Source organism: Pseudomonas sp. LS1212 (genome assembly GCF_024741815.1).
GTDB lineage: Bacteria > Pseudomonadota > Gammaproteobacteria > Pseudomonadales > Pseudomonadaceae > Aquipseudomonas.
Window position 1 is genome coordinate 2067493 of the sequence record NZ_CP102951.1, and the last position, 26477, is coordinate 2093969.

Below are 26477 nucleotides of genomic sequence, written 5' to 3' on the forward strand. Positions count from 1 at the left end.
GGCGGCAACTCGAAAGCTGCCGATTGATAAGCAGGGATTCAGCGGATTACTTGCAGATGACGATCATGCTGCGGCTAGTGTAGCCGGCGGGATTGAGACCAAACGGGTAATCGCCCGGGTCTTCGACGCCGTCGCCGGACTTGGCGACAACCTTGTAGCCCTTGTCACCGCAGGAATTGGCGGCCTTGGTGTAGCACTTGTTCCATGAGGAGGACAGTCCCGAACAATTGATATGAAGGCCCTTTTTGCCATGCTTGACCTCGGTCTTGGAGGTGGCCGCACAACCGGCAATGGCCAGAATGGCCAGGATGATAAGAATTGGTTTCATTCCTGTCCTTATTGCATGCCCGGTTGCCCGGGTCAGGTCTCTTGATTTCTGCTGATGCTCGTAGACTTCCGTGTCAGTTTAAAATTTCAAGCTTGGCACAGGGTTACAATGTAAACATGGCCTAAACGACGCTGAATTACCAGACCTGGGGCAAAAGTAACAATTCTCAATCAGTCGGTAGCGACCAGCCGCGCGCTTTCTCGACGCATTGTCAGTGTTGCGCCGACCGAGGCGGTGATGATCGACGCGATCGCCAGCCATTGTGCCAAAGACAGCACCTCGTGCAGGAACAACAGCCCCGAGAGTGCACCGAAGGCCGGCTCGATGCTCATCAGCGTGCCGAAGGTACGGGCGGGCATTCGGGTGAGTGCGACCATTTCCAGGCTATAGGGGAGGGCGGTGGACAGGATCGCAACGCCCAGGGCGATCGGAATCAAGGACGGCGTCAGCAAGGCGCTGCCAGCATGGACAATGCCGAAGGGGGCAACAAACAGCGCGGCAACGATTACCCCCAGCGCGGCGGTCTGGATGCCATTGTCGGCACCGGCCTTCTGGCCATACAGAATATAGAGTGCCCAGCACCCACCCGCGCCCAGCGCATAGCACGCACCCAGGAGGTCAATACCGCTGCTGGACTCACCCACGGGGATCAGCAGTAGCAGGCCAATGATGGCCAGGCCTATCCAGAGAAAGTCGATGGCGCGGCGCGAGGCGTAGATGGCGACCGCGAGCGGCCCGGTGAACTCGAGCGCTACGGCGATCCCCAGCGGCACAGTGCGCAGGGACATATAGAAGAGGAAGTTCATGCCGCCCAGGGCCATACCGTAGATCACCACGGTGCGCAGTGACTGGGCTGTCAGCCGTACGCGCCAGGGTCTGAGCAAGAGGGTCATGATGACGGCGGCAACGATCAGGCGCAGGGTAGTGGTTCCCTGTGCGCCTATAAGGGGGAACATGCTCTTGGCCAATGACGCCCCTGATTGGATCGAGGCCATTGCAATGAGCAACAAGCCGATAGGGAACAGGGTCGATGCCAGACTGCGAGGTTGGTCGCTCATTGCGATGCTTGTCCCTTATATAGAGAAGAACAACAGGAGGCCGGAATGCCTATGGGTATCTATGATGCGCAAGCGCTGGACAATGAGCAATATAGTGCGCAGTTTTCTTTCTTTATGGGGCTTAAAGCCTTGATAGAGAGGCCTGTGGACCGAGAATTGCCGAAACCTGGAATTAACCCTTGACGCCCCCGCGGATCTCTCTATAATTCGCCCCACTTCCGGCGCAGACGAAACGGAAAACTCCTTGAGAATCAAAGAGTTAACCGAAGTAAGCAGCGAAGAAGCAGCTTCGATCTTCCGATCGGAAGCGGTGAAAAAGGTGGTTGACAGCGGTTTGAAACGCTGTAGAATTCGCCTCCCGCAACGAGAGATCGAAGCGAGTCAAGTGTTTGAAGTTGAACGAGAAAATCGAAAAACTTCTGAAAATAAACGCTTGACAGAGACAGAGGAAAGCGTAGAATTCGCGCCTCGGTTGAGACGAAAGAATCAACCAACCGCTCTTTAACAACTGAATCAAGCAATTCGTGTGGGTGCTTGTGAGCTCAGACTGATAGTCAGAAAGATTATCAGCATCACAAGTGGCTACATGAGCAATCATATAGTTCATTTTGAGATTGCTGAGCCAAGTTTAGGGTTTTCTCAAAACCCAAGCAGTATTGAACTGAAGAGTTTGATCATGGCTCAGATTGAACGCTGGCGGCAGGCCTAACACATGCAAGTCGAGCGGCAGCACGGGTACTTGTACCTGGTGGCGAGCGGCGGACGGGTGAGTAATGCCTAGGAATCTGCCTGATAGTGGGGGATAACGTTCGGAAACGGACGCTAATACCGCATACGTCCTACGGGAGAAAGTGGGGGATCTTCGGACCTCACGCTATCAGATGAGCCTAGGTCGGATTAGCTAGTTGGTGGGGTAAAGGCTCACCAAGGCGACGATCCGTAACTGGTCTGAGAGGATGATCAGTCACACTGGAACTGAGACACGGTCCAGACTCCTACGGGAGGCAGCAGTGGGGAATATTGGACAATGGGCGAAAGCCTGATCCAGCCATGCCGCGTGTGTGAAGAAGGTCTTCGGATTGTAAAGCACTTTAAGTTGGGAGGAAGGGCATTAACCTAATACGTTGATGTTTTGACGTTACCGACAGAATAAGCACCGGCTAACTCTGTGCCAGCAGCCGCGGTAATACAGAGGGTGCAAGCGTTAATCGGAATTACTGGGCGTAAAGCGCGCGTAGGTGGTTCGTTAAGTTGGATGTGAAATCCCCGGGCTCAACCTGGGAACTGCATCCAAAACTGGCGAGCTAGAGTAGGGCAGAGGGTGGTGGAATTTCCTGTGTAGCGGTGAAATGCGTAGATATAGGAAGGAACACCAGTGGCGAAGGCGACCACCTGGGCTCATACTGACACTGAGGTGCGAAAGCGTGGGGAGCAAACAGGATTAGATACCCTGGTAGTCCACGCCGTAAACGATGTCAACTAGCCGTTGGAATCCTTGAGATTTTAGTGGCGCAGCTAACGCATTAAGTTGACCGCCTGGGGAGTACGGCCGCAAGGTTAAAACTCAAATGAATTGACGGGGGCCCGCACAAGCGGTGGAGCATGTGGTTTAATTCGAAGCAACGCGAAGAACCTTACCAGGCCTTGACATCCAATGAACTTTCCAGAGATGGATTGGTGCCTTCGGGAACATTGAGACAGGTGCTGCATGGCTGTCGTCAGCTCGTGTCGTGAGATGTTGGGTTAAGTCCCGTAACGAGCGCAACCCTTGTCCTTAGTTACCAGCACATTATGGTGGGCACTCTAAGGAGACTGCCGGTGACAAACCGGAGGAAGGTGGGGATGACGTCAAGTCATCATGGCCCTTACGGCCTGGGCTACACACGTGCTACAATGGTCGGTACAGAGGGTCGCCAAGCCGCGAGGTGGAGCTAATCTCACAAAACCGATCGTAGTCCGGATCGCAGTCTGCAACTCGACTGCGTGAAGTCGGAATCGCTAGTAATCGCGAATCAGAATGTCGCGGTGAATACGTTCCCGGGCCTTGTACACACCGCCCGTCACACCATGGGAGTGGGTTGCACCAGAAGTAGCTAGTCTAACCTTCGGGAGGACGGTTACCACGGTGTGATTCATGACTGGGGTGAAGTCGTAACAAGGTAGCCGTAGGGGAACCTGCGGCTGGATCACCTCCTTAATCGAAGACATCAGCTGTCTTATAAGCTCCCACACGAATTGCTTGATTCATTGAAGAAGACGATATCGGTAACAGCTCTTAACTGGGTCTGTAGCTCAGTTGGTTAGAGCGCACCCCTGATAAGGGTGAGGTCGGCAGTTCGAATCTGCCCAGACCCACCAGTTTCTTGTTGGGGCCATAGCTCAGCTGGGAGAGCGCCTGCCTTGCACGCAGGAGGTCAGCGGTTCGATCCCGCTTGGCTCCACCACCCCTTGTTACCGTGTCAAAGCTTAGAAATGAATATTCGCATCGAATATTGATTTCTGAACTTTTTCAGAATCGTTCTTTAAAAATTTGGGTATGTGATAGAAAGATAGACTGGATAGCACTTTCACTGGTGTTTATTCAGGCTAAGGTAAAATTTGTGAGTTTAATCGCGAATTTTCGGCGAATGTCGTCTTCACAGTATAACCAGATTGCTTGGGGTTATATGGTCAAGTGAAGAAGCGCATACGGTGGATGCCTTGGCAGTCAGAGGCGATGAAAGACGTGGTAGCCTGCGAAAAGCTTCGGGGAGTCGGCAAACAGACTGTGATCCGGAGATGTCTGAATGGGGGAACCCAGCCATCACAAGATGGTTATCTTGTACTGAATACATAGGTGCAAGAGGCGAACCAGGGGAACTGAAACATCTAAGTACCCTGAGGAAAAGAAATCAACCGAGATTCCCTTAGTAGTGGCGAGCGAACGGGGACTAGCCCTTAAGTTGATTTGAGATTAGCGGAACGCTCTGGAAAGTGCGGCCATAGTGGGTGATAGCCCTGTACGCGAAAATCTCTTGTCAATGAAATCGAGTAGGACGGAGCACGAGAAACTTTGTCTGAATATGGGGGGACCATCCTCCAAGGCTAAATACTACTGACTGACCGATAGTGAACTAGTACCGTGAGGGAAAGGCGAAAAGAACCCCGGAGAGGGGAGTGAAATAGATCCTGAAACCGTATGCGTACAAGCAGTGGGAGCAGACTTGTTCTGTGACTGCGTACCTTTTGTATAATGGGTCAGCGACTTATATTCAGTGGCGAGCTTAACCGAATAGGGGAGGCGTAGCGAAAGCGAGTCTTAATAGGGCGTTTAGTCGCTGGGTATAGACCCGAAACCGGGCGATCTATCCATGGGCAGGTTGAAGGTTAGGTAACACTGACTGGAGGACCGAACCGACTACCGTTGAAAAGTTAGCGGATGACCTGTGGATCGGAGTGAAAGGCTAATCAAGCTCGGAGATAGCTGGTTCTCCTCGAAAGCTATTTAGGTAGCGCCTCATGTATCACTGTAGGGGGTAGAGCACTGTTTCGGCTAGGGGTCATCCCGACTTACCAAACCGATGCAAACTCCGAATACCTACAAGTGCCGAGCATGGGAGACACACGGCGGGTGCTAACGTCCGTCGTGAAAAGGGAAACAACCCAGACCGTCAGCTAAGGTCCCAAAGTTATGGTTAAGTGGGAAACGATGTGGGAAGGCTTAGACAGCTAGGAGGTTGGCTTAGAAGCAGCCACCCTTTAAAGAAAGCGTAATAGCTCACTAGTCGAGTCGGCCTGCGCGGAAGATGTAACGGGGCTCAAACCATACACCGAAGCTACGGGTATCACCTTAGGGTGATGCGGTAGAGGAGCGTTCTGTAAGCCTGTGAAGGTCAGTTGAGAAGCTGGCTGGAGGTATCAGAAGTGCGAATGCTGACATGAGTAACGACAATGGGTGTGAAAAACACCCACGCCGAAAGACCAAGGTTTCCTGCGCAACGTTAATCGACGCAGGGTTAGTCGGTCCCTAAGGCGAGGCTGAAAAGCGTAGTCGATGGAAAACAGGTTAATATTCCTGTACTTCTGGTTATTGCGATGGAGGGACGGAGAAGGCTAGGCCAGCTTGGCGTTGGTTGTCCAAGTTTAAGGTGGTAGGCTGGACTCTTAGGTAAATCCGGGGGTTCAAGGCCGAGAGCTGATGACGAGTGCTCATTAGAGCGCGAAGTGGTTGATGCCATGCTTCCAAGAAAAGCTTCTAAGCTTCAGGTAACCAGGAACCGTACCCCAAACCGACACAGGTGGTTGGGTAGAGAATACCAAGGCGCTTGAGAGAACTCGGGTGAAGGAACTAGGCAAAATGGCACCGTAACTTCGGGAGAAGGTGCGCCGGTGAGGGTGAAGCATTTACTGCGTAAGCTCATGCCGGTCGAAGATACCAGGCCGCTGCGACTGTTTATTAAAAACACAGCACTCTGCAAACACGAAAGTGGACGTATAGGGTGTGACGCCTGCCCGGTGCCGGAAGGTTAATTGATGGGGTTAGCTAACGCGAAGCTCTTGATCGAAGCCCCGGTAAACGGCGGCCGTAACTATAACGGTCCTAAGGTAGCGAAATTCCTTGTCGGGTAAGTTCCGACCTGCACGAATGGCGTAACGATGGCGGCGCTGTCTCCACCCGAGACTCAGTGAAATTGAAATCGCTGTGAAGATGCAGTGTATCCGCGGCTAGACGGAAAGACCCCGTGAACCTTTACTATAGCTTTGCACTGGACTTTGAATTTGCTTGTGTAGGATAGGTGGGAGGCTTTGAAGCGTGGACGCCAGTTCGCGTGGAGCCATCCTTGAAATACCACCCTGGCAACTTTGAGGTTCTAACTCAGGTCCGTTATCCGGATCGAGGACAGTGTATGGTGGGTAGTTTGACTGGGGCGGTCTCCTCCTAAAGAGTAACGGAGGAGTACGAAGGTGCGCTCAGACCGGTCGGAAATCGGTCGTAGAGTATAAAGGCAAAAGCGCGCTTGACTGCGAGACAGACACGTCGAGCAGGTACGAAAGTAGGTCTTAGTGATCCGGTGGTTCTGTATGGAAGGGCCATCGCTCAACGGATAAAAGGTACTCCGGGGATAACAGGCTGATACCGCCCAAGAGTTCATATCGACGGCGGTGTTTGGCACCTCGATGTCGGCTCATCACATCCTGGGGCTGAAGCCGGTCCCAAGGGTATGGCTGTTCGCCATTTAAAGTGGTACGCGAGCTGGGTTTAGAACGTCGTGAGACAGTTCGGTCCCTATCTGCCGTGGACGTTTGAGATTTGAGAGGGGCTGCTCCTAGTACGAGAGGACCGGAGTGGACGAACCTCTGGTGTTCCGGTTGTCACGCCAGTGGCATTGCCGGGTAGCTATGTTCGGAATAGATAACCGCTGAAAGCATCTAAGCGGGAAACTAGCCTCAAGATGAGATCTCACTGGAGCCTTGAGCTCCCTGAAGGGCCGTCGAAGACTACGACGTTGATAGGTTGGGTGTGTAAGCGCTGTGAGGCGTTGAGCTAACCAATACTAATTGCCCGTGAGGCTTGACCATATAACACCCAAGCAATTTGAGCGAAAGCCAGATTGCGGTGTTGTGAAGACGAAACGAACCGAAAGTTTGCGAACACAAATCATCACATACCCGATTCGCTGGAGTGTCTGACAAGACCTTCTGGCTACAGAATTTCTTGACGACCATAGAGCATTGGAACCACCTGATCCCATCCCGAACTCAGTAGTGAAACGATGCATCGCCGATGGTAGTGTGGGGTTTCCCCATGTGAGAGTAGGTCATCGTCAAGATTAAATTCCGAAACCCCATCTGCGAACGCAGGTGGGGTTTTGTTTTTGCCCCGCAAAAAGCCCGAACAACGCCGGCCCCGTAGCCGCTGCGGCAGCGGCGATCCTCGCTGTGGAAAAACACCGATACCCGCGGCCAGGGCTACGTGACCGGACTGGAGCCGGGCACCAGCTTTTCCTACAACCGCCGCTACCAACGGCCACTGAATCTGGTGCCGACCATCGGCCCGAGAGAACAGCGTCAGTTCCATGTCAGCTACAGCCTGCTGGCCGATAAAGGTGCGGTCGACAAGGCGCTGGGGGAGGTCAAGACCATTCAGGCGGGACGCACGACCGAGGTGCGCAAAGAACCGCTGGTGGACCTGACCAAGGAATGACGAATAAAAAAACCACCGGCAACGGTGGTTTTTTTATGCCCTGTACACACTCACTCGCCGTAATACTCACAGCCACTGGTGCAAGTCTCGTGGATACGCACCTTCGACAGTTCCGGTAGCAGCGGCTTGAGTTGATCCCAGATCCACTTGGCGATGTTTTCGCTGGTCGGGTTTTCCAGGCCAGGGATTTCGTTCAAATAATTGTGGTCCAGCTGATCATAGAAGGGCTTGAAGATGGCCTTGAGTTCGGAAAAGTCGCGAATCCAGCCAGTGTACGGGTCGACCTTGCCGCTGATGTAAATAGCAGCCTTGAAGGAGTGGCCATGCAGGCGAGCGCACTGATGCCCTGCCGGGACATGCGGAAGACGGTGCGCTGCTTCAAAAGTGAACTCTTTAAAAATTTCCACGGTTTCTTGGACTCTGAAAGGTAATGCCGACTGCCAGTTTACCAGTAAAAAACTGCCCCTTGGGCCAAATACCCTACAGCAGGGGCTGAAGCCTCTACCCCCGGACGTCCAGCCTCAAAGGAATGCCCCGTATATTCAGTTATCATGTCAGCGCTCATTTTCAGCTTCAATTAAGTTGCGTTCGATACTCTGAGCCCCGTAGACAAGATACTTCTCAACGGAGACTCACCATGAAAACTTTGACTGCCTTGATGGCCGCCGCTGCCTTGGCCTTGACTGCCGGTATTGTCCAGGCCCGTGACCTTGGCCCGGACGAAGCGTTGACGTTGCGCGACGCCGGTACCGTCCAGTCGTTCGAGAAACTCAATGCAGCGGCACTGGCCAAGCACCCGGGTTCGACTATTCATGAAACCGAACTTGAGCAGGAATACGGCAAGTACATTTACCAGGTCGAGTTACGTGACGCCCAGGGCGTGGAATGGGACCTGGAGCTGGATGCCACCAGCGGCGCTGTACTGAAGGACCATCAGGACCAATGAATGAAAGGTAAGACGCGGGATTCGGTGATCGTTGGCCTGCTGGCATTCTGCTCGCTGGCAATGGCCCGTGACCTGGATCAGGATGAAGCCCTGCGCCTGCGGCAGCAGGGCGTCATCCTGCCCCTTGAGCAACTCCTGCATCACGCGTTGGATCGCTATCCCGGCGCGAAGCTGTTGGAGGCCGAACTGGAAGAGGAAGACGGTACCTACGTCTATGAAGTCGAGTTGCTGACCGTCGACGGTACAGTGCGCGAGATCGAACTCAATGCGGCCACCGGGCAGGTCCTCAAAGACAAGGAAGATGACTGATGCGCTTGTTACTGGTCGAGGACAATGTCCCGCTGGCGGATGAATTACAGGCTGGCCTCAACCGCCAGGGTTACGCGGTCGATTGGCTGGCCGATGGCCGCGATGCGGTCTACCAGGGCAGCAGCGAGCCCTATGACCTGATCATTCTCGACCTTGGCCTGCCGGGCCTGCCGGGCCTTGAAGTGTTGAGCCAATGGCGCAGCGGCGGGCTCGCTACACCGGTGCTGATCCTTACGGCGCGGGGCTCCTGGGTCGAGCGGATCGAAGGGCTCAAGGCTGGTGCCGACGACTACCTCACCAAGCCCTTTCATCCTGAAGAGCTGCACCTGCGCATTCAGTCGCTGCTGCGACGTGCGCGCGGTCTGGCCAACCAGCCAACGCTGGATGCCGCTGGCCTGCAACTGGATGAGGGGCGCCAGTGTGTCAGTCGAGGCGGGGTCGATGTTCAGCTGACGGCGGCGGAATTTCGCCTGTTGCGCTACTTCATGCTGCACCCCGGCCAGATCCTCTCCAAGAGTCACCTTGCCGAGCACTTGTACGACGGTGAGACCGAACGTGACTCCAATGTGCTCGAGGTGCATGTCAATCATCTGCGGCGCAAGCTGGGTCGCAGCGTCATCGAAACCCGGCGCGGACAGGGCTACCGGTTCAGTGGGGCGCTGGAGTGAAGTCGATCCAGGCTCGATTGAGCCTAGGTCTGATCGGTGTGCTGGTCGTCATCGGCCTGGGGGTGGCTCAACTGAGCCTCTGGCTGTTCGAAGTGGGCTTGCAACGCTATCTCGAAGCCGGCCTGCGCAACGAAAGCGAGAGCCTCCTGGTGGCACTGGTCCGTGGGCCCAACGGGCTGAAACTGGACGAGCAGCGCATTTCCCCTGCCTATGAGCGCCCCTTTTCGGGCCACTACTTCCGGATCGACTTTGCCGATGGCAACTGGCGTTCGCGCTCGCTCTGGGACCTGGAGCTGCCACGCCCGCAGACGCCCGGGCTGCACACTGATCTTGAGCTGGGTCCAGAGGGCCAACAGCTGCTGGTACTGCGCGCCGACTACCGGCGTATGGGCCAGGCGATCTCCATCAGCGTCGCCCAGGATTACACGCCGGTTCGCTCCAGTTTTCGGCGCATGCAACAGATCGGCATGGGGCTGGGCCTGGCGGCGTTGGTCCTCATTCTGATCCTGCAGCGCATCATCGTTAAGCGGTCCTTGCGCCCGCTGGAACGTACCCGCGAACAGATTGCACAGTTGCAGCAAGGAAAGCGCTCGCAACTGGACACCGAAGTCCCCGTCGAGTTGGAACCACTGGTTGGGCAGATCAACCATTTGCTGGCCCATACCGAAGACAGCCTCAAGCGCTCGCGCAATGCCTTGGGTAATCTCGGGCACGCCCTGAAAACGCCGCTGGCGGTCTTGCTCAGCCTGGCCGCCAGCGATCGGTTGCGCGGCCTGCCGCAGGTCCGCGAGCAACTGCGCGAACAGCTCGAGCAGATTCAGCAGCGCCTCAGTCGTGAGTTGAACCGCGCACGCCTGGCCGGCGATGCCTTGCCGGGCGCGCAGTTCGACTGCGATGCCGAGTTGCCAGCGCTGCTCGGCACCCTGAACATGATTCACGGCAGTGAGTTGCGCCTGAGCCAGGCCGTCGAACCGGGATTGATGCTGCCCTGGGATCGCGAAGACCTGTTGGAAATGCTTGGCAACCTGCTGGATAACGCCTGCAAATGGGCTGACGCGCAGGTGAGCCTGACGATCAGCGAGGCAGCAGGGGTGTATCGGCTGTGGATCGATGACGACGGCCCGGGCATTCCCGAATCCTCGCGTCAGGAGGTACTCGGTCGGGGGGCAAGGCTCGACGAGCAGGTCAGCGGCCATGGCCTGGGCCTGGGGATCGTGCGCGATATCGTCGAGGCCTGGGATGGCCGGATGACGTTTGAGGACAGCCCGCTGGGCGGGTTGCGGGTCAGTATCGAATTGCCCGCCAGGACGCGGCACTGAGGTGCTGCGCTCCTGCACGGGGCAGGAGCGCAGGGTGTGATCAGACGCGGAACTGGTCCATCAGCCCTTGTTGTTGATTGGCCAGACTGTTGAGCGACTGGCTGACGCGAGCCGATTCGTTGGCCTGGCCGGACAGCGATTCGGTCACATCGCGGATGGTCGCCACGTTGTTGTTGATCTCTTCGGCCACGGCGCTCTGCTCTTCGGCAGCACTGGCAATCTGCAGGTTCATGTCGGTAATGACCGTCACAGCATCGCCGATCTGGCGCAGGGCGGTGACGGCCTGGCTGACCTGCTCGACACTGCCATTGGCCTGACGATGGCTGTTGCCCATGGCGTCGACCACGACCCTGGTGCCTTCCTGCAGATGTTCGATGACCTGGCGCGTCTCTTCCACCGACTCCTGGGTGCGGCGTGCAAGGTTGCGCACTTCGTCGGCGACTACCGCAAAGCCACGCCCGGCTTCACCGGCGCGGGCGGCTTCGATAGCCGCATTGAGCGCCAGCAGGTTGGTCTGTTCGGCAATCGCACGAATCACTTCCAGTACCGAACCGATTTTCTCGCTGCTCGCGGCCAGGCCTTCGACCTGGGACATGGCGGTGCTCATGTCGGCGGCCAGGTGGTCGATGCTACTGGTGGTGCGGTCGATGACGGCCAGCCCCTGACGCGTTGCCTGGTCCGCGTCACGTGCAGCCTGGGCGGCCTGCGCGGCGCTGCGGGCGACGTCCTGGGCAGTCGCGCTCATTTCGTGGGAGGCCGTGGCCACCTGGTCGACCTGGCGATACTGTTGCTCCATGCCGGCGCTGGTCTGGCTGGCGATGGCCGCGGACTGATCGGCGGTGTTGCGGGCATCCTGAACCGAGCGTTTGACCTCGGCGATGGTCGGCTGCAGCTTGTCGAGAAAACGGTTGAACCAGCCAGCCAATTCGCCCAGCTCGTCGCGTTTGTCATAGTGCAGGCGACGGGTGAGGTCGCCCTCGCCGCTGGCGATGTCCTGCAGCATGTGCGCCACGCCCAGAATCGGTTTAGTCACGCTGCGCGCCATCAGCCAGATCAGCAGCAGGCCGATGACGGCCGCCAGCAGGCCCAGTCCCAGTTCGATCAAGGTGCCGGTGGTGTTGCGTTGGTCGAGTTCGGTTTTCAGTGCCTCGGCCGGGCCGATCAGGGCTTGCTCCGGTACATCGAGCAGTACACCCCAGGGTTTGCCGCCAGGGATCGGAGCGAACGACGCCAGCACCTTGAGGCGCGCTTCGTGGTGCACGCTGTGCATCCTTTTGCTGTCCGACAGCAGGCCAATCAGCTCGGCACCCTTGTCGGGGTCGATCTGGTCCAGGCGCGTGGCCAGTTTGCTCGCATCGGGGCTGTAGCCGGCCAGCAAACCTGCAGGGCTGAGGATGCTGACGTTGGTCCGACCTTCGTACAGATTGCGGCTGGCCTCCTGGCTGACGGCCTGCAGGCTGTTGAGGTTGATGTCGACCGAGAGCGACGCGATCACCTTGCCATTGGCGATCAGCGGGAAGACGATGCTGGTCATCAGCACGTTCTGGCCGTTGATTTCGTAGAAGTAGGGTTCGATCACGCAGGTTTTCTGGGTGCTGCGCGGGCAGACGAACCAGGCGTTGTTGGGCTCGCCGCTGGGGCCTTTGCTGGTATCGACCAGGTCGCGTTCGGGCAACGCCATGGAGGTCAGCTGGCCGGGTGTCGGTTGCGACCAGTAGAGCGAGAAGCGACCCTTCTCGTTGCTGCCCACGGCCGGCTGGTCGGCGAACAGCTCATCCTTGCCATCGAGCGCATTGGCCTCGAATACCAGCGACAAGCCGAGTAAATCCGGGTTGGCCTGCAGGGCGGACTTGACCTGACGGGTCAGGTCCTCGCGCAGGTCGAAGGCGTCGAGAAAGCGCTTTTCCGCCTGTTCGCGCAAAAACAGTACCTGACGGGAAAAGCCATTGCCGTACTGATAGGCATCCATGAACTGGCGGCGGATGCTCAAGGCCTGGACTTCGCCCTGGGATTCGATGCGGGCCTGTGCGGCGCCGGTCAGCATTTGCATGCTGCTGGCCTTGACCAGCTCCGAATTGTGCTCCATGCGATACAGCGAGAGCCCGACAAGCAGGGTGACGATGCCCGCAAGGCACAATCCGGCAAGCAGGGTGATCTTCCATTGGATGGAAAGTTGTCTGAGCGACATGGCGAAGTCCCTTGATCGATAAACACGAAGGCTGTCGTCTATATCGGTAAACGGGCGGCTTTCTTTATTCGAGCGGGGCAATTAAATGCACTTTCGCGGCCTGTTTGGCTGCCGACTTTTTCGAACTTGTCATGCGCGCCAATGCAAACGCTTTTACGCCGTTAATGGTCAGGACTGCGACCCTGCCCAGGCCTGCGGCAACGCGTTTTGACAACCCGCCAGAGCTGCTTCAGAGTGTGCGCCCTTTCGCCGGGACACCCCTGTGCGCAAGGCCGCCGAAGATCCCGTTCGGTCGCTGCAACAGATGCGTTGTGCAGTGTTTTTCGAGTGACTTGTTCCAAGAGGTTGGATATTAAATGAATGCAGTTATTGCCGCGGTCGGCATCATGCTGATTCTCAGCTTGTCCCGCGTGCACGTGGTCATCGCGCTGATTGTCGGTGCATTAGCGGGTGGCCTGATCGGCGGCCTGGGAATTGAGGGTACGTTGAAGGCCTTCAACGGGGGGCTGGGTGGTGGTGCCACTGTTGCCTTGTCCTACGCGTTGCTGGGCGCATTCGCGGTAGCCATTGCCAGGTCGGGGCTGGCCCACGCCCTGGCCGACAGGATCCTGGCCATGGTCGATCGCCGGCATGCGGCCCAGACCGGGCAAATCAAATGGTTGTTGATCGGCCTGCTTTTGGTGGTGGCGATTTCCTCGCAAAACATCCTGCCGATCCACATCGCCTTCATCCCCTTGCTGGTTCCGCCCTTGCTGTATGTACTGACCCGCCTGGAAATCGATCGGCGGCTGGTGGCCTGCGTGATCACCTTCGGTCTGATCACGCCGTACATATTTCTGCCGGTAGGCTTCGGCAATATCTTCCTCAACGAGATCCTGCTGGCCAGTGTCAGCAGGAGCGGGGTGGATGTCAGCGCGGTGAGCGTGACCCACGCCATGGCGATTCCGGCGGCGGGCATGCTGGTCGGCCTGCTGGTCGCGGTCTTCATCAGCTATCGCAAGAAGCGGGTCTACGATCTTGAGAAGATCGAACAGGTCGAACAGGTCAGCATCCGCTACAACCCACTGACACTGCTGGTCGCCCTGGGGGCCATTGCCGCGGCGTTCATCATTCAGCTGTGGCTGGATTCGATGATTGTCGGCGCCCTGGCCGGTTTCGTGATTTTTTCGCTATCGGGCATCGTGCGCTGGCGCGAGACCGATGACCTGTTCACCGAAGGCATGAAGATGATGGCCATGATCGGCTTCATCATGATTGCCGCCTCCGGGTTTGCCGAGGTGATGAAAGCCACCGGTGAGGTTCGCAGTCTGGTCGAATCGTCCGCTTACTGGATCAATCACAGCAAAGGCATCGGCGCGCTGTTGATGCTGCTGGTTGGCCTGCTGGTGACCATGGGGATTGGTTCGTCGTTTTCGACAGTACCGATCCTGGCAGCGATTTTCGTCCCGCTTTGCGTGCAATTGGGGTTCGACCCTATCGCCACGGTCTGCATAGTGGGCACGGCCGGCGCCTTGGGCGACGCCGGGTCGCCGGTCTCGGACTCGACCCTGGGGCCGACCTCCGGCTTGAACGTTGATGGCCAGCATAGCCACATCTGGGACACGGTAGTACCGACCTTTCTGCACTACAACCTGCCGTTGCTGGGGTTTGGTTGGGTGGCGGCGATGGTGTTGTAAGCCTCCTGCCTTTGCGGGCCTTCGGGATTTATGATGCAGTTCTAAACTCGTACCTGGATCGGTTGACCAAGCATTAAGGCGCACCGCTTTATCCGGCGCTTTGCTGACAAGGACCAGGCATGAACGAGACCACGCTGCAAAACAGATACCTGCTACTGCTCCTGTTGCTGGTAACCATCGCCTTCATGTGGATTCTGGTGCCCTTTTACGGCGCAGTATTCTGGGCAGTGATTCTGGGCATTCTCTTCGCCCCGCTGCAGCGCTGGTTGTTGATGCGCCTGAAATGGCGGCGCAATCTGGCGGCGTTCATCTCGTTGCTGGTCTGTCTGGTCATTGCGATCCTGCCTGTGCTCATCGTCGGCACCTTGCTGATTCAGGAGGGTGCGGCGCTGTACAAAAGCATCGAAAGCGGGCAGTTGGACATTGCCGGCTTTATCGCCCAGCTCAAGGACATGCTGCCAACCTACATGCAGCGCATGCTCGACCGGATGGGCATGGGCGACCTCGAAGGCCTGCGCGACAAGATCACCAAGAGCGCCGTGCAGGGCAGCCAGTTCTTCGCGACCCAGGTTTCCTATTTGGCCAGGGCACGTTCGATTTATTGATCAGCCTCGCCACCATGCTGTACCTGCTGTTCTTCTTTTTACGCGATGGCGCCGAACTGGCCCGTAAAATCCGTACGGCCGTTCCGCTTGCCGAACACCAGAAACGCCTGCTGCAGCTGAAGTTCAACCGTGTGGTACGGGCGACCGTAAAGGTCAACGTGCTGGTGGCCATCACCCAGGGTGCGCTGGGCGGGGCGATCTTCTGGTTTCTGGATATACTCAGCGCCCTGGTCTGGGCAGTGATGATGGCGTTACTCTCACTGTTGCCAGCCGTAGGCGCGGGGATTGTCTGGGCACCGGTCTCCGCGTACTTCCTGATGATCGGTGAAACCTGGGAGGGCGTGCTGCTGGCACTCTACGGTGTGTTCGTCATTGGCCTGGTGGACAATGTCCTGCGGCCCATCCTGGTCGGCAAGGACACCAAGATGCCAGATTACCTGGTGCTGATTTCAACCCTCGGCGGCCTGGCCGTATTTGGCCTCAACGGTTTTGTGATCGGGCCGTTGATCGCCGCCTTGTTCATGTCTTGCTGGGATATTTTCGTCAGCAACAAACAGAAGGTGCAGTTGCCCTAGTTCAGTCTTTTGGAACTACCTGAAACTGTAGGATGATGCCCGACCCACGGATGGAGAGCTTGATCCCGTCATTGCCGGCCGATTGCGCATAGATGCCCGGCTGATAGGCGAACACGTCCTGGTTGGTAGCGGTGCGGCCTTGCTCGACGCGGTCCATGTCGATGAGGTTGCTGGCACCCGGGACTTCGTTCAATCGGTTGCGGGCTGACTCGAGCTCGCTGGTTTCGTTGCCCTGGATGGTCATCTGGTCCAGTTCGATGCCTTCGTTGGCGTGGGCGGATTACGCAACGCCCAACAACGCGAGCGGGAAGGTGAAGGGCAGGGGGGCACGCATCGAATGAAGCTCCAAATGATTCGGTCTGACGAGGCAATGGAAGCTCAGACGAACAATGCATCATCCGAAGCACGTGCATATTGCGGCCGCTTCGCACCCGAGCGCAGCCTGCGGCAGCGGCTACGCCGACCATGGTGTGCCGGACATTTGTAGCCGCTGCCGCCAGGCTGCGCTCGGGCGCGAAGCGGCCGCAAGATTTTCGGCCCCTGCGGAAAACAAAACACCCCGCCGAAGCGGGGTGTTGGGTGTAGCGTGGGTTACATCAGCCGACTAGCTGAAACCCGGCATGCTGCACCATGTCCAGCAGCGGTTGCGGGTACACGCCGAGCACGAACGCCACGATCGCGATCGCCAGCAGCATCACGCCACCGGTGCGTTGTTCCCAGTTCAGCGGTGCATCGTGACGACGCAGGTTCGGTTCGATCAGGAACAGGGTGACCATCACGCGCAGGTAGTAGAACACGCCGATGGCACTGCCCAGCACCAGGGTACCGATCAGCCACCACAGGTGCGACTCGACGCCAGTGGCGATGATGTAGAACTTGCCGATGAAGCCGGCGGTCAGCGGGATACCGGCCAGCGACAGCATCATCACGGTCAGTACGGCGGTCAGGTACGGACGACGCCAGAACAGGCCGCGGTACTCGTATAGCGCATCAGCGTCACGACCGTTGTACGGCGAGGACATCAGGGTGATGACGCCGAAGGCGCCCAGGCTGGTGATCACGTAAGTGACCAGGTACACGCCGATAGCTTCCACGGCCAGCCCCTTGCTCGCCACCAGGGCGATCAGCAGGTAGCCGAAGTGGGCGATCGAGGAGTAGCCGAGCAGACGCTTGAGGTTGCTCTGGGTCAGGGCCAGCAGGTTGCCGATGATGATCGAAGCGACCGCGATCACCGCCAGCACGTCGTGCAGCACGCCGCTGCTGGCAGCAGGAGAGAGCTGGAACAGACGCACGACCACGGCGAACACGGCGACCTTGCTGGCGGTAGCCAGGAAGGCGGCGACGGGCGCCGGAGCGCCTTCATACACGTCCGGGGTCCACAGGTGGAAGGGTACCAGCGACAGTTTGAACGCCAGGCCGACCAGCATCATGGCCAGGCCCAGTTGCGCCAGCATGCTCGGCATGCCGGTGGCGGCCAGGGCTGCACCGATGCCGCTGAAGCTCAGGCTGCCAGCGTCGGCGTAGAGCAACGCCATGCCGAACAGCAGGAAGGTCGAGCCGGCGGCCGACAGCACCATGTACTTGATGCCGGCTTCGAGCGAACGCTTGTTGAAGAAGGCATAGGCGACCAAGCCGTAAACCGGTACCGATAGCAGCTCCAGGCCGACGAACAGGCCCGCCAGGTGCTGCGCGCTGACCAGCACCAGGCCGCCGGCAGCGGCCATCAGGATCAGCAGGTACAGCTCTTCGCGGTTGCCCGGGTAGCCCGAGCCGCCATCACCCAGATACGCATGGGCGAGGGTGACGCAGGCCAGGGTGGCAACCAGGATCAGTGCCATGTACAGGCAGGCGAAGTTGTCGATCTGCAGCAGCGGAGTGACGGCCAGCGGAGCGACTTTCAGCGCCGGGAGGATCGACAGCAACGCCAGGTTCAAGCCTGCCACCGAGAGCAGGAAGGTTTGTGAGTGATTGCGACGCCAGGCGATCGCCAGCATCACCACGATGATCGTGGCGCTGGTGATCAGCAGCGGCGCAAGCGCGATAAAGCTTTGAGTCGTAAGGTCCATAGCGCTCTTACCGGGCCGAAGCGAGTTGAGTGAAGGCGGAGCCGAACCATTGCTGCACACCACTCATGGTGGCGGCAGAGGTGTCGAGGAACGGCTGCGGGTAGACCCCGAGCAGGATCAGCAGGCCGGCCAGGCCCACCACCATGATCAGTTCGCGACCATCCATGCCCGCCAATACTTCATCGGACCTGGACGGGCCGAAATAGGCACGGTGAATCATGATCAGCGAGTAGACCGAACCGAACACCAGGCCGGAGGTGGCGAGCACCGTGACCCACGGGGCGCTGGCAAAGGTGCCGATCAGGATCAGGAACTCGCCGACGAAGTTGCCGGTCACTGGCAGGCCGAGCGAGGCAGCGGCGAAGAACAGGCTGACTCCCGGCAGGTAAGCGATGCGCGACCACAGGCCACCCATTTCACGCATGTCGCGGGTGTGCATGCGCTCGTAGAGCTGGCCGGCCAGGATAAAGAGTGCCGCTGCCGACAGACCGTGTGCCAGCATCTGGATCACAGCGCCTTGCAGGGCCTGCTGGCTGCCGGAGTAGATCCCGATCAGCACGAAGCCCATGTGCGACACGCTGGAGAACGCGACCAGACGCTTGATGTCGGTTTGGGCGAAGGCCAGGAAAGCACCGTAGAAGATCCCGATCAGACCCAGGGTCATGGCGACCGGTGCAAACTCGGCCGAAGCGTTCGGGAACAGCGGCAGGGCAAAACGCAGCATCCCATAGGCAGCGGTTTTCAGCAGAATACCGGCAAGGTCGACCGAACCTGCAGTCGGCGCCTGGGCGTGCGCATCAGGCAACCAGGAGTGGAAGGGCACCACTGGCAGCTTCACCGCGAAGGCGATGAAGAACCCGAGCATCAGGATGTACTCGGTGCCCTTGGACATCTGGGTGTTCAACAGCTGGCTGTAATCGAAGGTGATCACACCGGTGCTGTTGTAGTTGACCAGAACCAGGCCCAGGATCGCCACCAACATGATCAGGCCGCTGGCCTGGGTGTAGATGAAGAACTTGGTCGCCGCGTAGATCCGGGTCTTCTTGCCGTCCGACGAACTATGACCCCAGAGCGCGATGAGGAAATACATCGGCACCAGCATCATTTCCCAGAAGAAGAAGAACAGGAACAGGTCCAGGGCCAGGAACACGCCGACGACGCCGCCCAGGATCCACATCAGGTTCAGGTGGAAGAAACCCACGTGACGCTGGATCTCTTTCCACGAGCAGAGCACCGAGAGGACGCCGAGCAGGCCGGTCAGCAGGATCATCAACAGCGACAGGCCGTCGAGGGCCAGGTGCACGTTGATGCCGAAGCGCTCGATCCAGGGCAGCTTGAACTCAAGCGCCCAGGCCGGTTCAGCGCCCGGAGCGGGCGCCAGGGTGTAGTTGCCGTTGGCCCACAGCCAGAGGCCGAGGGCCAGCAGCGTGGACATGGTCAGCAGCGCGATCCAGCGTGGCAGGGTGGCGCCGAAGCGCTCACCCACCCAGCAGAGCAAGCCGCCGATAAAGGGGATCAGGATCAGCCAAGGCAAAATCATGACGGGCTCAATTCCTTTCGCAAATTCGCAAGGTTCATATCAGATCGCAGCCAGTACTACGGCGCCGAGCACCAGCACTGCGCCTGCGGCGATGGAAGCTGTATACCAACGCAGCTGACCGGTTTCGGTACGGCTCATGGCGGAGTGGCCGCCTTTTGCCATGCGTGGAATCAGGCCGATACTGCGGTCGATCGGGTCCCGGCGCAGCACATGGATGATCAACAGGTAAGGTTTGACGAACAGCTTGTCGTAGATCCAGTCGAAGCCCCACGCAGCGAACCACCAGGCCGAAAGCATACGCCCCGGCGCGCTGTTGGCGACGGCAGTGGCGAAGCGACGCTTGCCCAAGAACAGCATGGCCGCCAGCAGGATACCGGCAATGGCGATGGCGCCCGAGGCGATTTCCAGGCTGTGCTTGGCTTCGCCACCGGCATGGCCGACGCTTTGCGGCAGTACGCCAGCCAGTGGTGGCGAGATCAGGGCGCCGACAAAGGTCGACAGCACGATCAGCACGCTCAGTGGCAGCCAGTGGGTGATGCCGTGGCCTGCGTGCGCTTCGGTCTTGGCTTCACCGTGGAAGGTGATGAAGATCAGGCGGAAGGTATACAGCGAGGTCATGAAGGCACCGACCAGGCCGGCATACAGCAGACCCTGATTGCCACTGGCGAACGCTTCCCAGAGAATTTCATCCTTGGAGTAGAAGCCGGCGGTCAGCAGCGGCAGGGCAGCCAGGGCGGCACCACCGACGATGAAGCTGGCGTAGGCCAGCGGGAGCTTCTTCCACAGGCCGCCCATCTTGAAGATGTTCTGCTCGTGGTGGCAGGCAACGATCACCGAACCCGAGGCAAGGAACAGCAGGGCCTTGAAGAAGGCGTGGGTCATCAGGTGGAAGATCGCGCCTTCCCAGGCGCCGACGCCCAGGGCCAGGAACATGTAGCCGATCTGGCTCATGGTCGAGTAGGCGAGGATGCGCTTGATGTCGGTCTGGACCAGCGCGGCGAAGCCAGCCAGGACCAGGGTCACCCCACCGACGATTCCCACTAGATGCAGGATGTCCGGCGCCAGGGCGAACAAACCGTGGGTACGGGCGATCAGGTAGACACCGGCGGTCACCATGGTTGCCGCGTGGATCAGCGCCGAAACCGGCGTCGGGCCAGCCATCGCGTCCGCCAGCCAGGTTTGCAGCGGCAGTTGCGCGGATTTACCGACAGCGCCGCCCAGCAGCATCAGGGTCGCCAGGACGATCCAGAAGTCACCGACCTTGAAGTGCTCAGGCGCCTTGACCAGCAGTTCCTGGACATTGAGCGTGCCCAGTTGCTGGAACAGGATGAACAGGCCAATGGCCATGAACACGTCGCCGACGCGGGTGACGATGAAGGCTTTCAGTGCGGCGTTGCCGTTGTTGCGGTTGCTGTAGTAGAAACCGATCAACAGGTAACTGCACAGGCCCACGCCTTCCCAGCCGAAGTAGATGAACAGCAGGTTGTCGCCCAACACCAGGAACAGCATGCTGGCGATGAACAGGTTCATGTAGGCGAAGAACCGCGAATAGCCCGCTTCACCGCGCATGTACCAGGAGGCGAACAGGTGGATCAGGAAACCCACCCCGACCACCACGCCGAGCATGGTGATCGACAGGCCGTCGACGTACAGGGCGAAGTTGGGCTCGAACCCGTCCACTGACATCCAGCGCCAGAGCACCAGGGTGTAGTGGCCGGCCTCGGGCGGCGCCACATTGAACTGCCAGATCACATAGGCGGCGACGATGGCCGAGAGGCCAACGGAGCCGACGCCGATCAGCGCAGACAGGTTTTCGGAAAGGCGCCCGCGGGAAAACGACAGCAGCAGGAAGCCGATCAGAGGGAATACGAACGTCAGATAGATAAGGTTCATCCGCGCATCTCGCTGGCAGCGTCGATATCGAGAGTGTGGAAGCGGCGATACAGCTGCAACAGGATCGCCAGGCCGATACTGGCCTCGGCAGCTGCAAGGCTGATCACCAGGATGAACATGATCTGCCCATCCGGCTGCGCCCAACGGCTACCGGCGACGATGAAGGCCAGGGCGGAGGCATTCATCATGATCTCCAGGCTCATCAGCACGAAGAGAATGTTGCGGCGCACCATCAGGCCGACCAGACCCAGGCAGAACAGGATGCCGGCGACGGCCAGGCCATGTTCAAGAGGAATTGCAGGCATGTTCTTACTCCTTCGCCTCGGCGCGGCCGAGATGGAAAGCCGTCACCGCTGCAGCGAGCAGCAGCATGGAAGCCAGTTCCACGACCAGCAGGTACGGGCCGAACAGGCTGATACCCACCGCCTTGGCATCAACGGTGGTGTGCCCGATACCGGCTGCGCTTGGTTCGGCGAACAGTACATACAGCAGTTCGGCCATCAGCAAGACAGCGAGGAAAACAGGGCCCGCCCATATGCCCGGCTTGAGCCAGGCGCGTTCCTGCTGCGCCGAGGCCGGGCCAAGGTTGAGCATCATCACCACGAAGACGAACAGCACCATGATGGCGCCGGCGTAGGCGATCACTTCCAGAACCCCGGCGAACGGTGCGCCGAGGCTGAAGAAGGTCATGGCCACCGAGATCAGCGAAATGATCAGGTAGAGCAGGGCGTGCACGGGGTTGGTGTTGGTGATCACCCGAAGGGTGGACACCACAGCGACACCGGATGCGAAATAGAAAGCGAATTCCATCTTTCTTCCTTAAGGGAGCAAGCTCTTCACGTTGATCGGCTCGGCTTCGTTCTGCGCAGCGCCTTTCGGCTTGCCGGCAACGGCCATACCTGCAACACGATAGAAGTTGTAGTCAGGGTACTTGCCGGGGCCGGAGATCAGCAGATCTTCTTTCTCGTACACCAGGTCCTGACGTTTGAACTCGGCCATCTCGAAATCCGGTGTCAGCTGGATCGCGGTGGTCGGGCAGGCTTCCTCGCAGAGGCCGCAGAAAATGCAGCGCGAGAAGTTGATACGGAAGAACTCGGGGTACCAGCGACCGTCGTCGGTTTCGGCTTTCTGCAGCGAGATGCAGCCAACCGGGCACGCAACGGCGCACAGGTTACAGGCTACGCAGCGTTCTTCGCCATCGGGGTCACGGGTCAGGACGATACGGCCACGGTAGCGCGGCGGCAGGTAGACCGGTTCTTCCGGGTATTGCAGGGTGTCACGCTTGCGAAAGCCGTGACCGAAAATCATCACCAGGCTGCGCAGCTGAGTGCCCGTGCCTTTAATGATGTCACCAATATATTTGAACATGGGTCAAATCCTCACTGAGCCGCGACAGCAGGCGTGTTCAACAACACGACAGCGGCGGTGACCAGCAAATTGATCAGGGTCAGCGGCAGGCAGAATTTCCAGCTGAAATCCATCACCTGGTCATAGCGCGGGCGCGGGATAGAGGCGCGCAGCAGGATGAACAGCATGATGAAGAACGCGGTCTTCAGGGCGAACCAGACGAACGACAGTTGCGGCAGGATACCGAATGGGCCATGCCAGCCACCGAAGAACAGGGTCACCAGCAGCGCCGAGATCAGGATGATCCCGATGTACTCACCGACGAAGAACATGCCCCATTTCATGCCGGCATACTCGATGTGGTAACCGTCGGCCAGTTCCTGTTCCGCTTCCGGCTGGTCGAAGGGGTGACGGTGAGTCACGGCCACGCCGGCGATGAAGAAGGTACAGAAGCCGAAGAACTGCGGAATGATGAACCACAGGTTCTGCGCCTGATACTCGACGATGTCGCGCATGTTGAACGAGCCGACCTGGGCCACGATGCCCATCAGCGCCAGGCCCATGAACACTTCGTACGAGACGGTCTGGGCCGAGGCCCGCAGGCTGCCGAGCAGGGCGTACTTGTTGTTGCTCGACCAACCGGCGAACAGCACGGCATACACCGACAGGCCGGCCATGGCGAAGAAGAACAGCAAGCCGATGTTCAGGTCCGCGATACCCCAGGTCGGGGTCAGTGGAATGATCGCGAAGGCGATCAGCAAGGCGCTCATGGCCACCACCGGCGCCAGGGTGAAGATCACCTTGTCGACGAAGGGTGGGTTCCAGTCTTCCTTGAAGAACATCTTCAGCATGTCGGCAGCGATCTGGAACATGCCGAACGGGCCGACGCGGTTCGGACCATAACGGTCCTGCCACCAGCCCAGCAGACGGCGCTCGACGAAACTGAGCAGTGCACCGCAGACCACCACGGCGAGCATGATGACGAGGGCTTTGACGACTGCAATGATCACATCGATCACTTCAGGGGTGAACCAGGTCATAGTGCTGCCTCCTGCAGGCCTTCAACGGGTTGGCCGAAGATCGCTGGCGGAATCCCGGCAAGGCCCGAAGGCAGCGCGATCAAACCTGCACCCAGTTCTTCATTGATGCGCAGCGGCAGACGCAGCGTCTGGCCGGCGATGGTGAAGCTCAGCATGGCACCGTCGTTGACGCCCAGGCGGTCGGCTTCGGACTTGGCCAGCGCCACGTAGGCGGCCGGGATGCGCTCTTGCACGGGAGCTGCGCGCGAGGAGTTCTCTTCGCTGCCGAACAGGTGGAAGAACGGGACTGCTTGCCAGGTGCCACGGGCCGGCGAGAACGCGCGCGGAACGTTGGCGAACCAGCTCAGCTTGTCGCCCTTGCTTTCGATCAGGCGGGTGCCCGGGTCGCCGGCACGCAGGTGACCACCGACTTCGTCCTGGAACTTGTTCCACGCCTGTGGCGAGTTCCAGCCCGGAGACCAGGCGAACGGCACCTGTTGGCGCGGTTCGGCCGAGCCCGAGTAACCTTCCATGGAGAAGGCGAACGAGGAGTCGTTGTCCTGGGTGGTCCGCGGTTCGTGCACGCTGATGTTGGCGCGCATGGCGGTACGACCACTGTAGCGCAGCGGCTCGCGCGCCTGTTTCAGGCCCTTGATACGGAACGAAGCCGAAGGGGCGGCGTTGACGATCCCGGCCAATTGCGGTGCGCTGCTGGCGCAGGCGGCAGTCACGTGATCCAGCTGGGTCCAGTCCACCGACTTGTTCAGCAAGGTTGCGCGCAGGGCGTGCAGCCAGCGCCAGCCTTCGTGGATCAGAATGCTGGCGTCCAGGTAGGTGGGGTCGAAAACCTGGAAGAAACGCTGGGCACGGCCTTCCTGGCTGACCAGGGTGCCGTCGGCTTCGGCGAAGCTCGCCGCTGGCAGGACCAGGTGTGCACGGTCTGCGGTGCGGGTTTTCTGGTGGTCGGCGACGATCACCACTTTCGCGGCGTTGAGCGCAGCGTCGACCTTGGCGGCATCGACGCGGGTGTACAGGTCGTTTTCCAGCACGACGATAGCGTCGGCCTTGCCATCGATGACCGCTTGCATGGCCGCGTCGACGGATTCACCGCCGAGCAGGGCCAGGCCGAGGCTGTTGGCTTCCGGCACGATCAGGCTCAGGGAGCCGGCTTTTTCACGCAGCTTCAGCGCCTTGGCAATGTTGGCCGCGGCCTGGATCAGCGCTTCGGAACCCAGCGAGGTACCGGAGACGATCAATGGGCGCTTGGCTTCGACCAGGGTAGTGGCAATGCGTTGGGCCAGTTCCAGGGCTTCGGCATCCAGGCCTTCGACCGCAGGGGCGCTGGCGTCGATGGCGTGAGCCACGGCAAAGCCGATGCGGGCCAGGTCGTCGGGGGCGGCGTGCACGCATTCCTGGGCGACGTCGTCCAGGCGGGTTTCAGCCAGGCTGGCAATGAACAGCGGGTACATCTCATGCTGACCGATGGTCTTCACCGCAGCGTCGAGCCATGGCTGAATGCGCATGGCGTCGGCCATGGCTTCGGCCTTGCCCTTGACCGACTGGCGCAGGGACAGGGCCAGGCGCGCGGCAGTCTGGGTCAGGTCTTCGCCGAGGACGAACACGGCATCGTGATCTTCGACCTCGCGCAGGGTCGGGATTGGCAGCGGGCTGTCTTTCAGTACCTGGGCGACCAGGCGGATGCGCGCCAGCTCACCGGCTTCGATACCGGAGTAGAAGTGCTCGGCACCGACCAGTTCACGCAGGGCGTAGTTGCTTTCCAGGCTGGCGCGCGGCGAACCGATGCCGACGATGTTGCGACCGCGCAGCATATCGGCGGCTTTGTCCAGCGCCGCATCCAGGCTGAGCTTCTGACCATTGGCCAGCGCCGGCTGACGCGGACGGTCTTCGCGGTTGACATAGCCATAGCCGAAGCGGCCACGGTCGCACAGGAAGTATTGGTTGACCGAGCCGTTGTAGCGGTTCTCGATACGGCGCAGTTCGCCATAACGCTCGCCGGGGCTGATGTTGCAACCGCTCGAGCAGCCGTGGCAGATGCTCGGGGCGAATTGCATGTCCCACTTGCGGTTGTAGCGCTCGGAGTGGGTCTTGTCGGTGAACACGCCGGTAGGGCAGACCTCGGTGAGGTTGCCGGAGAACTCGCTTTCCAGCGCACCGTCTTCGACGCGGCCGAAGTAAACGTTGTCGTGGGCGCCAAACACGCCCAGGTCGGTACCGCCGGCGTAGTCTTTATAGAAGCGCACGCAACGGTAGCAGGCGATGCAGCGGTTCATCTCGTGAGCGATGAACGGGCCGAGTTCCTGGTTCTGGTGGGTACGCTTGGTGAAGCGATAACGGCGCTCGTTGTGGCCGGTCATCACGGTCATGTCTTGCAGGTGGCAGTGACCGCCTTCCTCGCACACAGGGCAGTCGTGCGGGTGGTTGGTCATCAGCCATTCGACGACGCTGGCGCGAAACACTTTCGCTTCTTCGTCATCGATGGAGATCCAGCTGCCATCGGAAGCGGGGGTCATGCAGGACATGACAATACGACCACGCTTGTCGTTTTCGTCGGTGTACTGCTTGACCGCGCACTGGCGACAAGCGCCAATGCTGCCAAGGGCGGGGTGCCAGCAGAAATACGGAATGTCGAGGCCCAGCGACAGACATGCCTGTAACAGGTTGTCTGCGCCATCGACTTCGAGCGCTTTGCCGTCTACGTGGATAGTGGCCATGGTTCAAAGTTCTTCGTTGGCCCG

Annotated in this window: 19 protein-coding genes, 2 tRNA genes, 3 rRNA genes and 4 pseudogenes; 14 read left to right on the forward strand and 14 right to left on the reverse strand. The window is 59.2% G+C overall.

Annotation, left to right across the window (positions count from 1 at the left end; translation table 11 throughout):
- Window positions 1-46 precede the first annotated feature (46 nt).
- Together NVV94_RS09740 and rhtA are read right to left on the reverse strand one after the other, a co-directional pair.
- Window positions 47-328, reverse strand: coding sequence for a hypothetical protein (locus NVV94_RS09740; protein WP_258446964.1), 282 nt, complete (start codon window positions 326-328; stop codon window positions 47-49).
- 170 nt (window positions 329-498) lie between these two features.
- Window positions 499-1386: a threonine/homoserine exporter RhtA gene (gene rhtA, locus NVV94_RS09745; RefSeq protein ID WP_258446965.1), complete on the reverse strand. Its 888-nt coding sequence runs from the start codon at window positions 1384-1386 to the stop codon at window positions 499-501.
- A 45-nt stretch (window positions 1387-1431) separates the two neighbouring features.
- Here rhtA and NVV94_RS09750 point away from each other — a divergent pair, with 45 nt between their 5' ends.
- From NVV94_RS09750 to NVV94_RS09785, 8 genes and pseudogenes are all read left to right on the forward strand, one after another.
- On the forward strand, window positions 1432-1569 hold the full coding sequence (locus NVV94_RS09750; RefSeq protein WP_258446966.1) for a hypothetical protein: 138 nt from the start codon (window positions 1432-1434) through the stop codon (window positions 1567-1569).
- A 61-nt stretch (window positions 1570-1630) separates the two neighbouring features.
- A complete protein-coding gene (locus NVV94_RS09755) occupies window positions 1631-1891 on the forward strand; it encodes a hypothetical protein (protein ID WP_258445958.1) in 261 nt (86 codons plus the stop codon).
- 153 nt (window positions 1892-2044) lie between these two features.
- Window positions 2045-3583, forward strand: a 16S ribosomal RNA gene (locus NVV94_RS09760).
- An 84-nt stretch (window positions 3584-3667) separates the two neighbouring features.
- Window positions 3668-3744: transfer RNA gene (locus NVV94_RS09765), tRNA-Ile, on the forward strand.
- A gap of 10 nt (window positions 3745-3754) precedes the next feature.
- Window positions 3755-3830: transfer RNA gene (locus NVV94_RS09770), tRNA-Ala, on the forward strand.
- A 224-nt stretch (window positions 3831-4054) separates the two neighbouring features.
- Window positions 4055-6945, forward strand: a 23S ribosomal RNA gene (locus tag NVV94_RS09775).
- A gap of 135 nt (window positions 6946-7080) precedes the next feature.
- A 5S ribosomal RNA gene (gene rrf, locus NVV94_RS09780) occupies window positions 7081-7196 on the forward strand.
- The 16S, 23S and 5S rRNA genes sit together here with 2 tRNA genes alongside, the layout of an rRNA operon.
- Before the next feature lie 104 nt (window positions 7197-7300).
- Window positions 7301-7570 (forward strand): annotated as a pseudogene (locus NVV94_RS09785) (DUF4432 family protein); the annotation flags it as partial.
- A gap of 50 nt (window positions 7571-7620) precedes the next feature.
- Here the strand turns inward: NVV94_RS09785 and queD are convergent.
- On the reverse strand, window positions 7621-7977 hold the full coding sequence (gene queD, locus NVV94_RS09790) for a 6-carboxytetrahydropterin synthase QueD (protein WP_258446967.1): 357 nt from the start codon (window positions 7975-7977) through the stop codon (window positions 7621-7623).
- 230 nt (window positions 7978-8207) lie between these two features.
- On the opposite strand from queD, the gene NVV94_RS09795 reads away from it, so the two are divergent.
- The 4 genes from NVV94_RS09795 to NVV94_RS09810 are packed head-to-tail and all read left to right on the forward strand — an operon-like array spanning window position 8208 to window position 10812.
- Window positions 8208-8516 carry a PepSY domain-containing protein gene (locus NVV94_RS09795; RefSeq protein ID WP_258446968.1) on the forward strand — a complete coding sequence of 103 codons (309 nt, stop codon included), beginning with the start codon at window positions 8208-8210 and terminating at the stop codon, window positions 8514-8516.
- On the forward strand, window positions 8517-8825 hold the full coding sequence (locus NVV94_RS09800; protein WP_258446969.1) for a PepSY domain-containing protein: 309 nt from the start codon (window positions 8517-8519) through the stop codon (window positions 8823-8825).
- Window positions 8825-9493, forward strand: a complete 669-nt coding sequence (locus tag NVV94_RS09805) for a response regulator transcription factor (protein WP_258446970.1) — start codon at window positions 8825-8827, stop codon at window positions 9491-9493. Before NVV94_RS09800 ends, NVV94_RS09805 begins: the two co-directional genes overlap by 1 nt.
- Window positions 9490-10812 (forward strand): sensor histidine kinase, encoded by a 1323-nt coding sequence (locus tag NVV94_RS09810; protein WP_258446971.1) that lies wholly within the window; start codon window positions 9490-9492, stop codon window positions 10810-10812. Before NVV94_RS09805 ends, NVV94_RS09810 begins: the two co-directional genes overlap by 4 nt.
- Before the next feature lie 40 nt (window positions 10813-10852).
- Here NVV94_RS09810 and NVV94_RS26830 read toward each other — a convergent pair whose 3' ends face one another.
- Window positions 10853-11608 carry a methyl-accepting chemotaxis protein gene (locus tag NVV94_RS26830; protein ID WP_408733490.1) on the reverse strand — a complete coding sequence of 252 codons (756 nt, stop codon included), beginning with the start codon at window positions 11606-11608 and terminating at the stop codon, window positions 10853-10855.
- Between the two features lie 150 nt (window positions 11609-11758).
- Window positions 11759-13000, reverse strand: a pseudogene (locus NVV94_RS26835) (chemotaxis protein); the annotation flags it as partial.
- 356 nt (window positions 13001-13356) lie between these two features.
- Here NVV94_RS26835 and NVV94_RS09820 point away from each other — a divergent pair.
- Both NVV94_RS09820 and NVV94_RS09825 read left to right on the forward strand, forming a co-directional pair.
- Window positions 13357-14676: a Na+/H+ antiporter family protein gene (locus NVV94_RS09820; protein ID WP_258446973.1), complete on the forward strand. Its 1320-nt coding sequence runs from the start codon at window positions 13357-13359 to the stop codon at window positions 14674-14676.
- A 119-nt stretch (window positions 14677-14795) separates the two neighbouring features.
- A pseudogene (locus NVV94_RS09825) lies at window positions 14796-15856 on the forward strand (AI-2E family transporter).
- A gap of 34 nt (window positions 15857-15890) precedes the next feature.
- On the opposite strand, the pseudogene NVV94_RS09830 reads toward NVV94_RS09825, so the two are convergent.
- From NVV94_RS09830 to nuoG, 9 genes and pseudogenes are all read right to left on the reverse strand, one after another.
- Window positions 15891-16100: pseudogene (locus NVV94_RS09830) on the reverse strand (TonB-dependent receptor); the annotation flags it as partial.
- Between the two features lie 352 nt (window positions 16101-16452).
- Window positions 16453-17922 (reverse strand): NADH-quinone oxidoreductase subunit NuoN, encoded by a 1470-nt coding sequence (nuoN, locus tag NVV94_RS09835; protein WP_258446974.1) that lies wholly within the window; start codon window positions 17920-17922, stop codon window positions 16453-16455.
- Between the two features lie 7 nt (window positions 17923-17929).
- The gene (nuoM, locus tag NVV94_RS09840; protein ID WP_258446975.1) at window positions 17930-19462 is read right to left on the reverse strand and encodes an NADH-quinone oxidoreductase subunit M; all 1533 of its coding nucleotides are present in this window, start codon (window positions 19460-19462) and stop codon (window positions 17930-17932) included.
- Window positions 19463-19501: 39 nt separating this feature from the next.
- On the reverse strand, window positions 19502-21355 hold the full coding sequence (nuoL, locus tag NVV94_RS09845; protein WP_258446976.1) for an NADH-quinone oxidoreductase subunit L: 1854 nt from the start codon (window positions 21353-21355) through the stop codon (window positions 19502-19504).
- Window positions 21352-21660 carry an NADH-quinone oxidoreductase subunit NuoK gene (nuoK, locus tag NVV94_RS09850; protein ID WP_028944232.1) on the reverse strand — a complete coding sequence of 103 codons (309 nt, stop codon included), beginning with the start codon at window positions 21658-21660 and terminating at the stop codon, window positions 21352-21354. The genes nuoL and nuoK overlap by 4 nt, the downstream gene beginning before the upstream one ends.
- A gap of 4 nt (window positions 21661-21664) precedes the next feature.
- Window positions 21665-22165, reverse strand: coding sequence for an NADH-quinone oxidoreductase subunit J (gene nuoJ / locus NVV94_RS09855; protein ID WP_258446977.1), 501 nt, complete (start codon window positions 22163-22165; stop codon window positions 21665-21667).
- Between the two features lie 9 nt (window positions 22166-22174).
- Complete coding sequence (gene nuoI / locus NVV94_RS09860) at window positions 22175-22723, reverse strand: NADH-quinone oxidoreductase subunit NuoI (RefSeq protein WP_258446978.1); 549 nt, start codon at window positions 22721-22723, stop codon at window positions 22175-22177.
- 11 nt (window positions 22724-22734) lie between these two features.
- A complete protein-coding gene (gene nuoH, locus NVV94_RS09865) occupies window positions 22735-23742 on the reverse strand; it encodes an NADH-quinone oxidoreductase subunit NuoH (RefSeq protein ID WP_258446979.1) in 1008 nt (335 codons plus the stop codon).
- Window positions 23739-26453 (reverse strand): NADH-quinone oxidoreductase subunit NuoG, encoded by a 2715-nt coding sequence (nuoG, locus tag NVV94_RS09870; protein ID WP_258446980.1) that lies wholly within the window; start codon window positions 26451-26453, stop codon window positions 23739-23741. Before nuoG ends, nuoH begins: the two co-directional genes overlap by 4 nt.
- Window positions 26454-26477 lie beyond the last annotated feature (24 nt).

Bases quoted from the DNA above. Each gene is read 5' to 3' on its own strand.
- NVV94_RS09740 (WP_258446964.1), bottom strand. From the start codon at position 328: ATGAAACCAATTCTTATCATCCTGGCCATTCTGGCCATTGCCGGTTGT.
- rhtA (WP_258446965.1), bottom strand. From the start codon at position 1,386: ATGAGCGACCAACCTCGCAGTCTGGCATCGACCCTGTTCCCTATCGGC.
- NVV94_RS09750 (WP_258446966.1), top strand. From the start codon at position 1,432: ATGCCTATGGGTATCTATGATGCGCAAGCGCTGGACAATGAGCAATAT.
- NVV94_RS09795 (WP_258446968.1), top strand. From the start codon at position 8,208: ATGAAAACTTTGACTGCCTTGATGGCCGCCGCTGCCTTGGCCTTGACT.
- NVV94_RS09800 (WP_258446969.1), top strand. From the start codon at position 8,517: ATGAAAGGTAAGACGCGGGATTCGGTGATCGTTGGCCTGCTGGCATTC.
- NVV94_RS09805 (WP_258446970.1), top strand. From the start codon at position 8,825: ATGCGCTTGTTACTGGTCGAGGACAATGTCCCGCTGGCGGATGAATTA.
- NVV94_RS26830 (WP_408733490.1), bottom strand. From the start codon at position 11,608: ATGGAGCAACAGTATCGCCAGGTCGACCAGGTGGCCACGGCCTCCCAC.
- NVV94_RS09820 (WP_258446973.1), top strand. From the start codon at position 13,357: ATGAATGCAGTTATTGCCGCGGTCGGCATCATGCTGATTCTCAGCTTG.
- nuoN (WP_258446974.1), bottom strand. From the start codon at position 17,922: ATGGACCTTACGACTCAAAGCTTTATCGCGCTTGCGCCGCTGCTGATC.
- nuoM (WP_258446975.1), bottom strand. From the start codon at position 19,462: ATGATTTTGCCTTGGCTGATCCTGATCCCCTTTATCGGCGGCTTGCTC.
- nuoL (WP_258446976.1), bottom strand. From the start codon at position 21,355: ATGAACCTTATCTATCTGACGTTCGTATTCCCTCTGATCGGCTTCCTG.
- nuoK (WP_028944232.1), bottom strand. From the start codon at position 21,660: ATGCCTGCAATTCCTCTTGAACATGGCCTGGCCGTCGCCGGCATCCTG.
- nuoJ (WP_258446977.1), bottom strand. From the start codon at position 22,165: ATGGAATTCGCTTTCTATTTCGCATCCGGTGTCGCTGTGGTGTCCACC.
- nuoI (WP_258446978.1), bottom strand. From the start codon at position 22,723: ATGTTCAAATATATTGGTGACATCATTAAAGGCACGGGCACTCAGCTG.
- nuoH (WP_258446979.1), bottom strand. From the start codon at position 23,742: ATGACCTGGTTCACCCCTGAAGTGATCGATGTGATCATTGCAGTCGTC.
- nuoG (WP_258446980.1), bottom strand. From the start codon at position 26,453: ATGGCCACTATCCACGTAGACGGCAAAGCGCTCGAAGTCGATGGCGCA.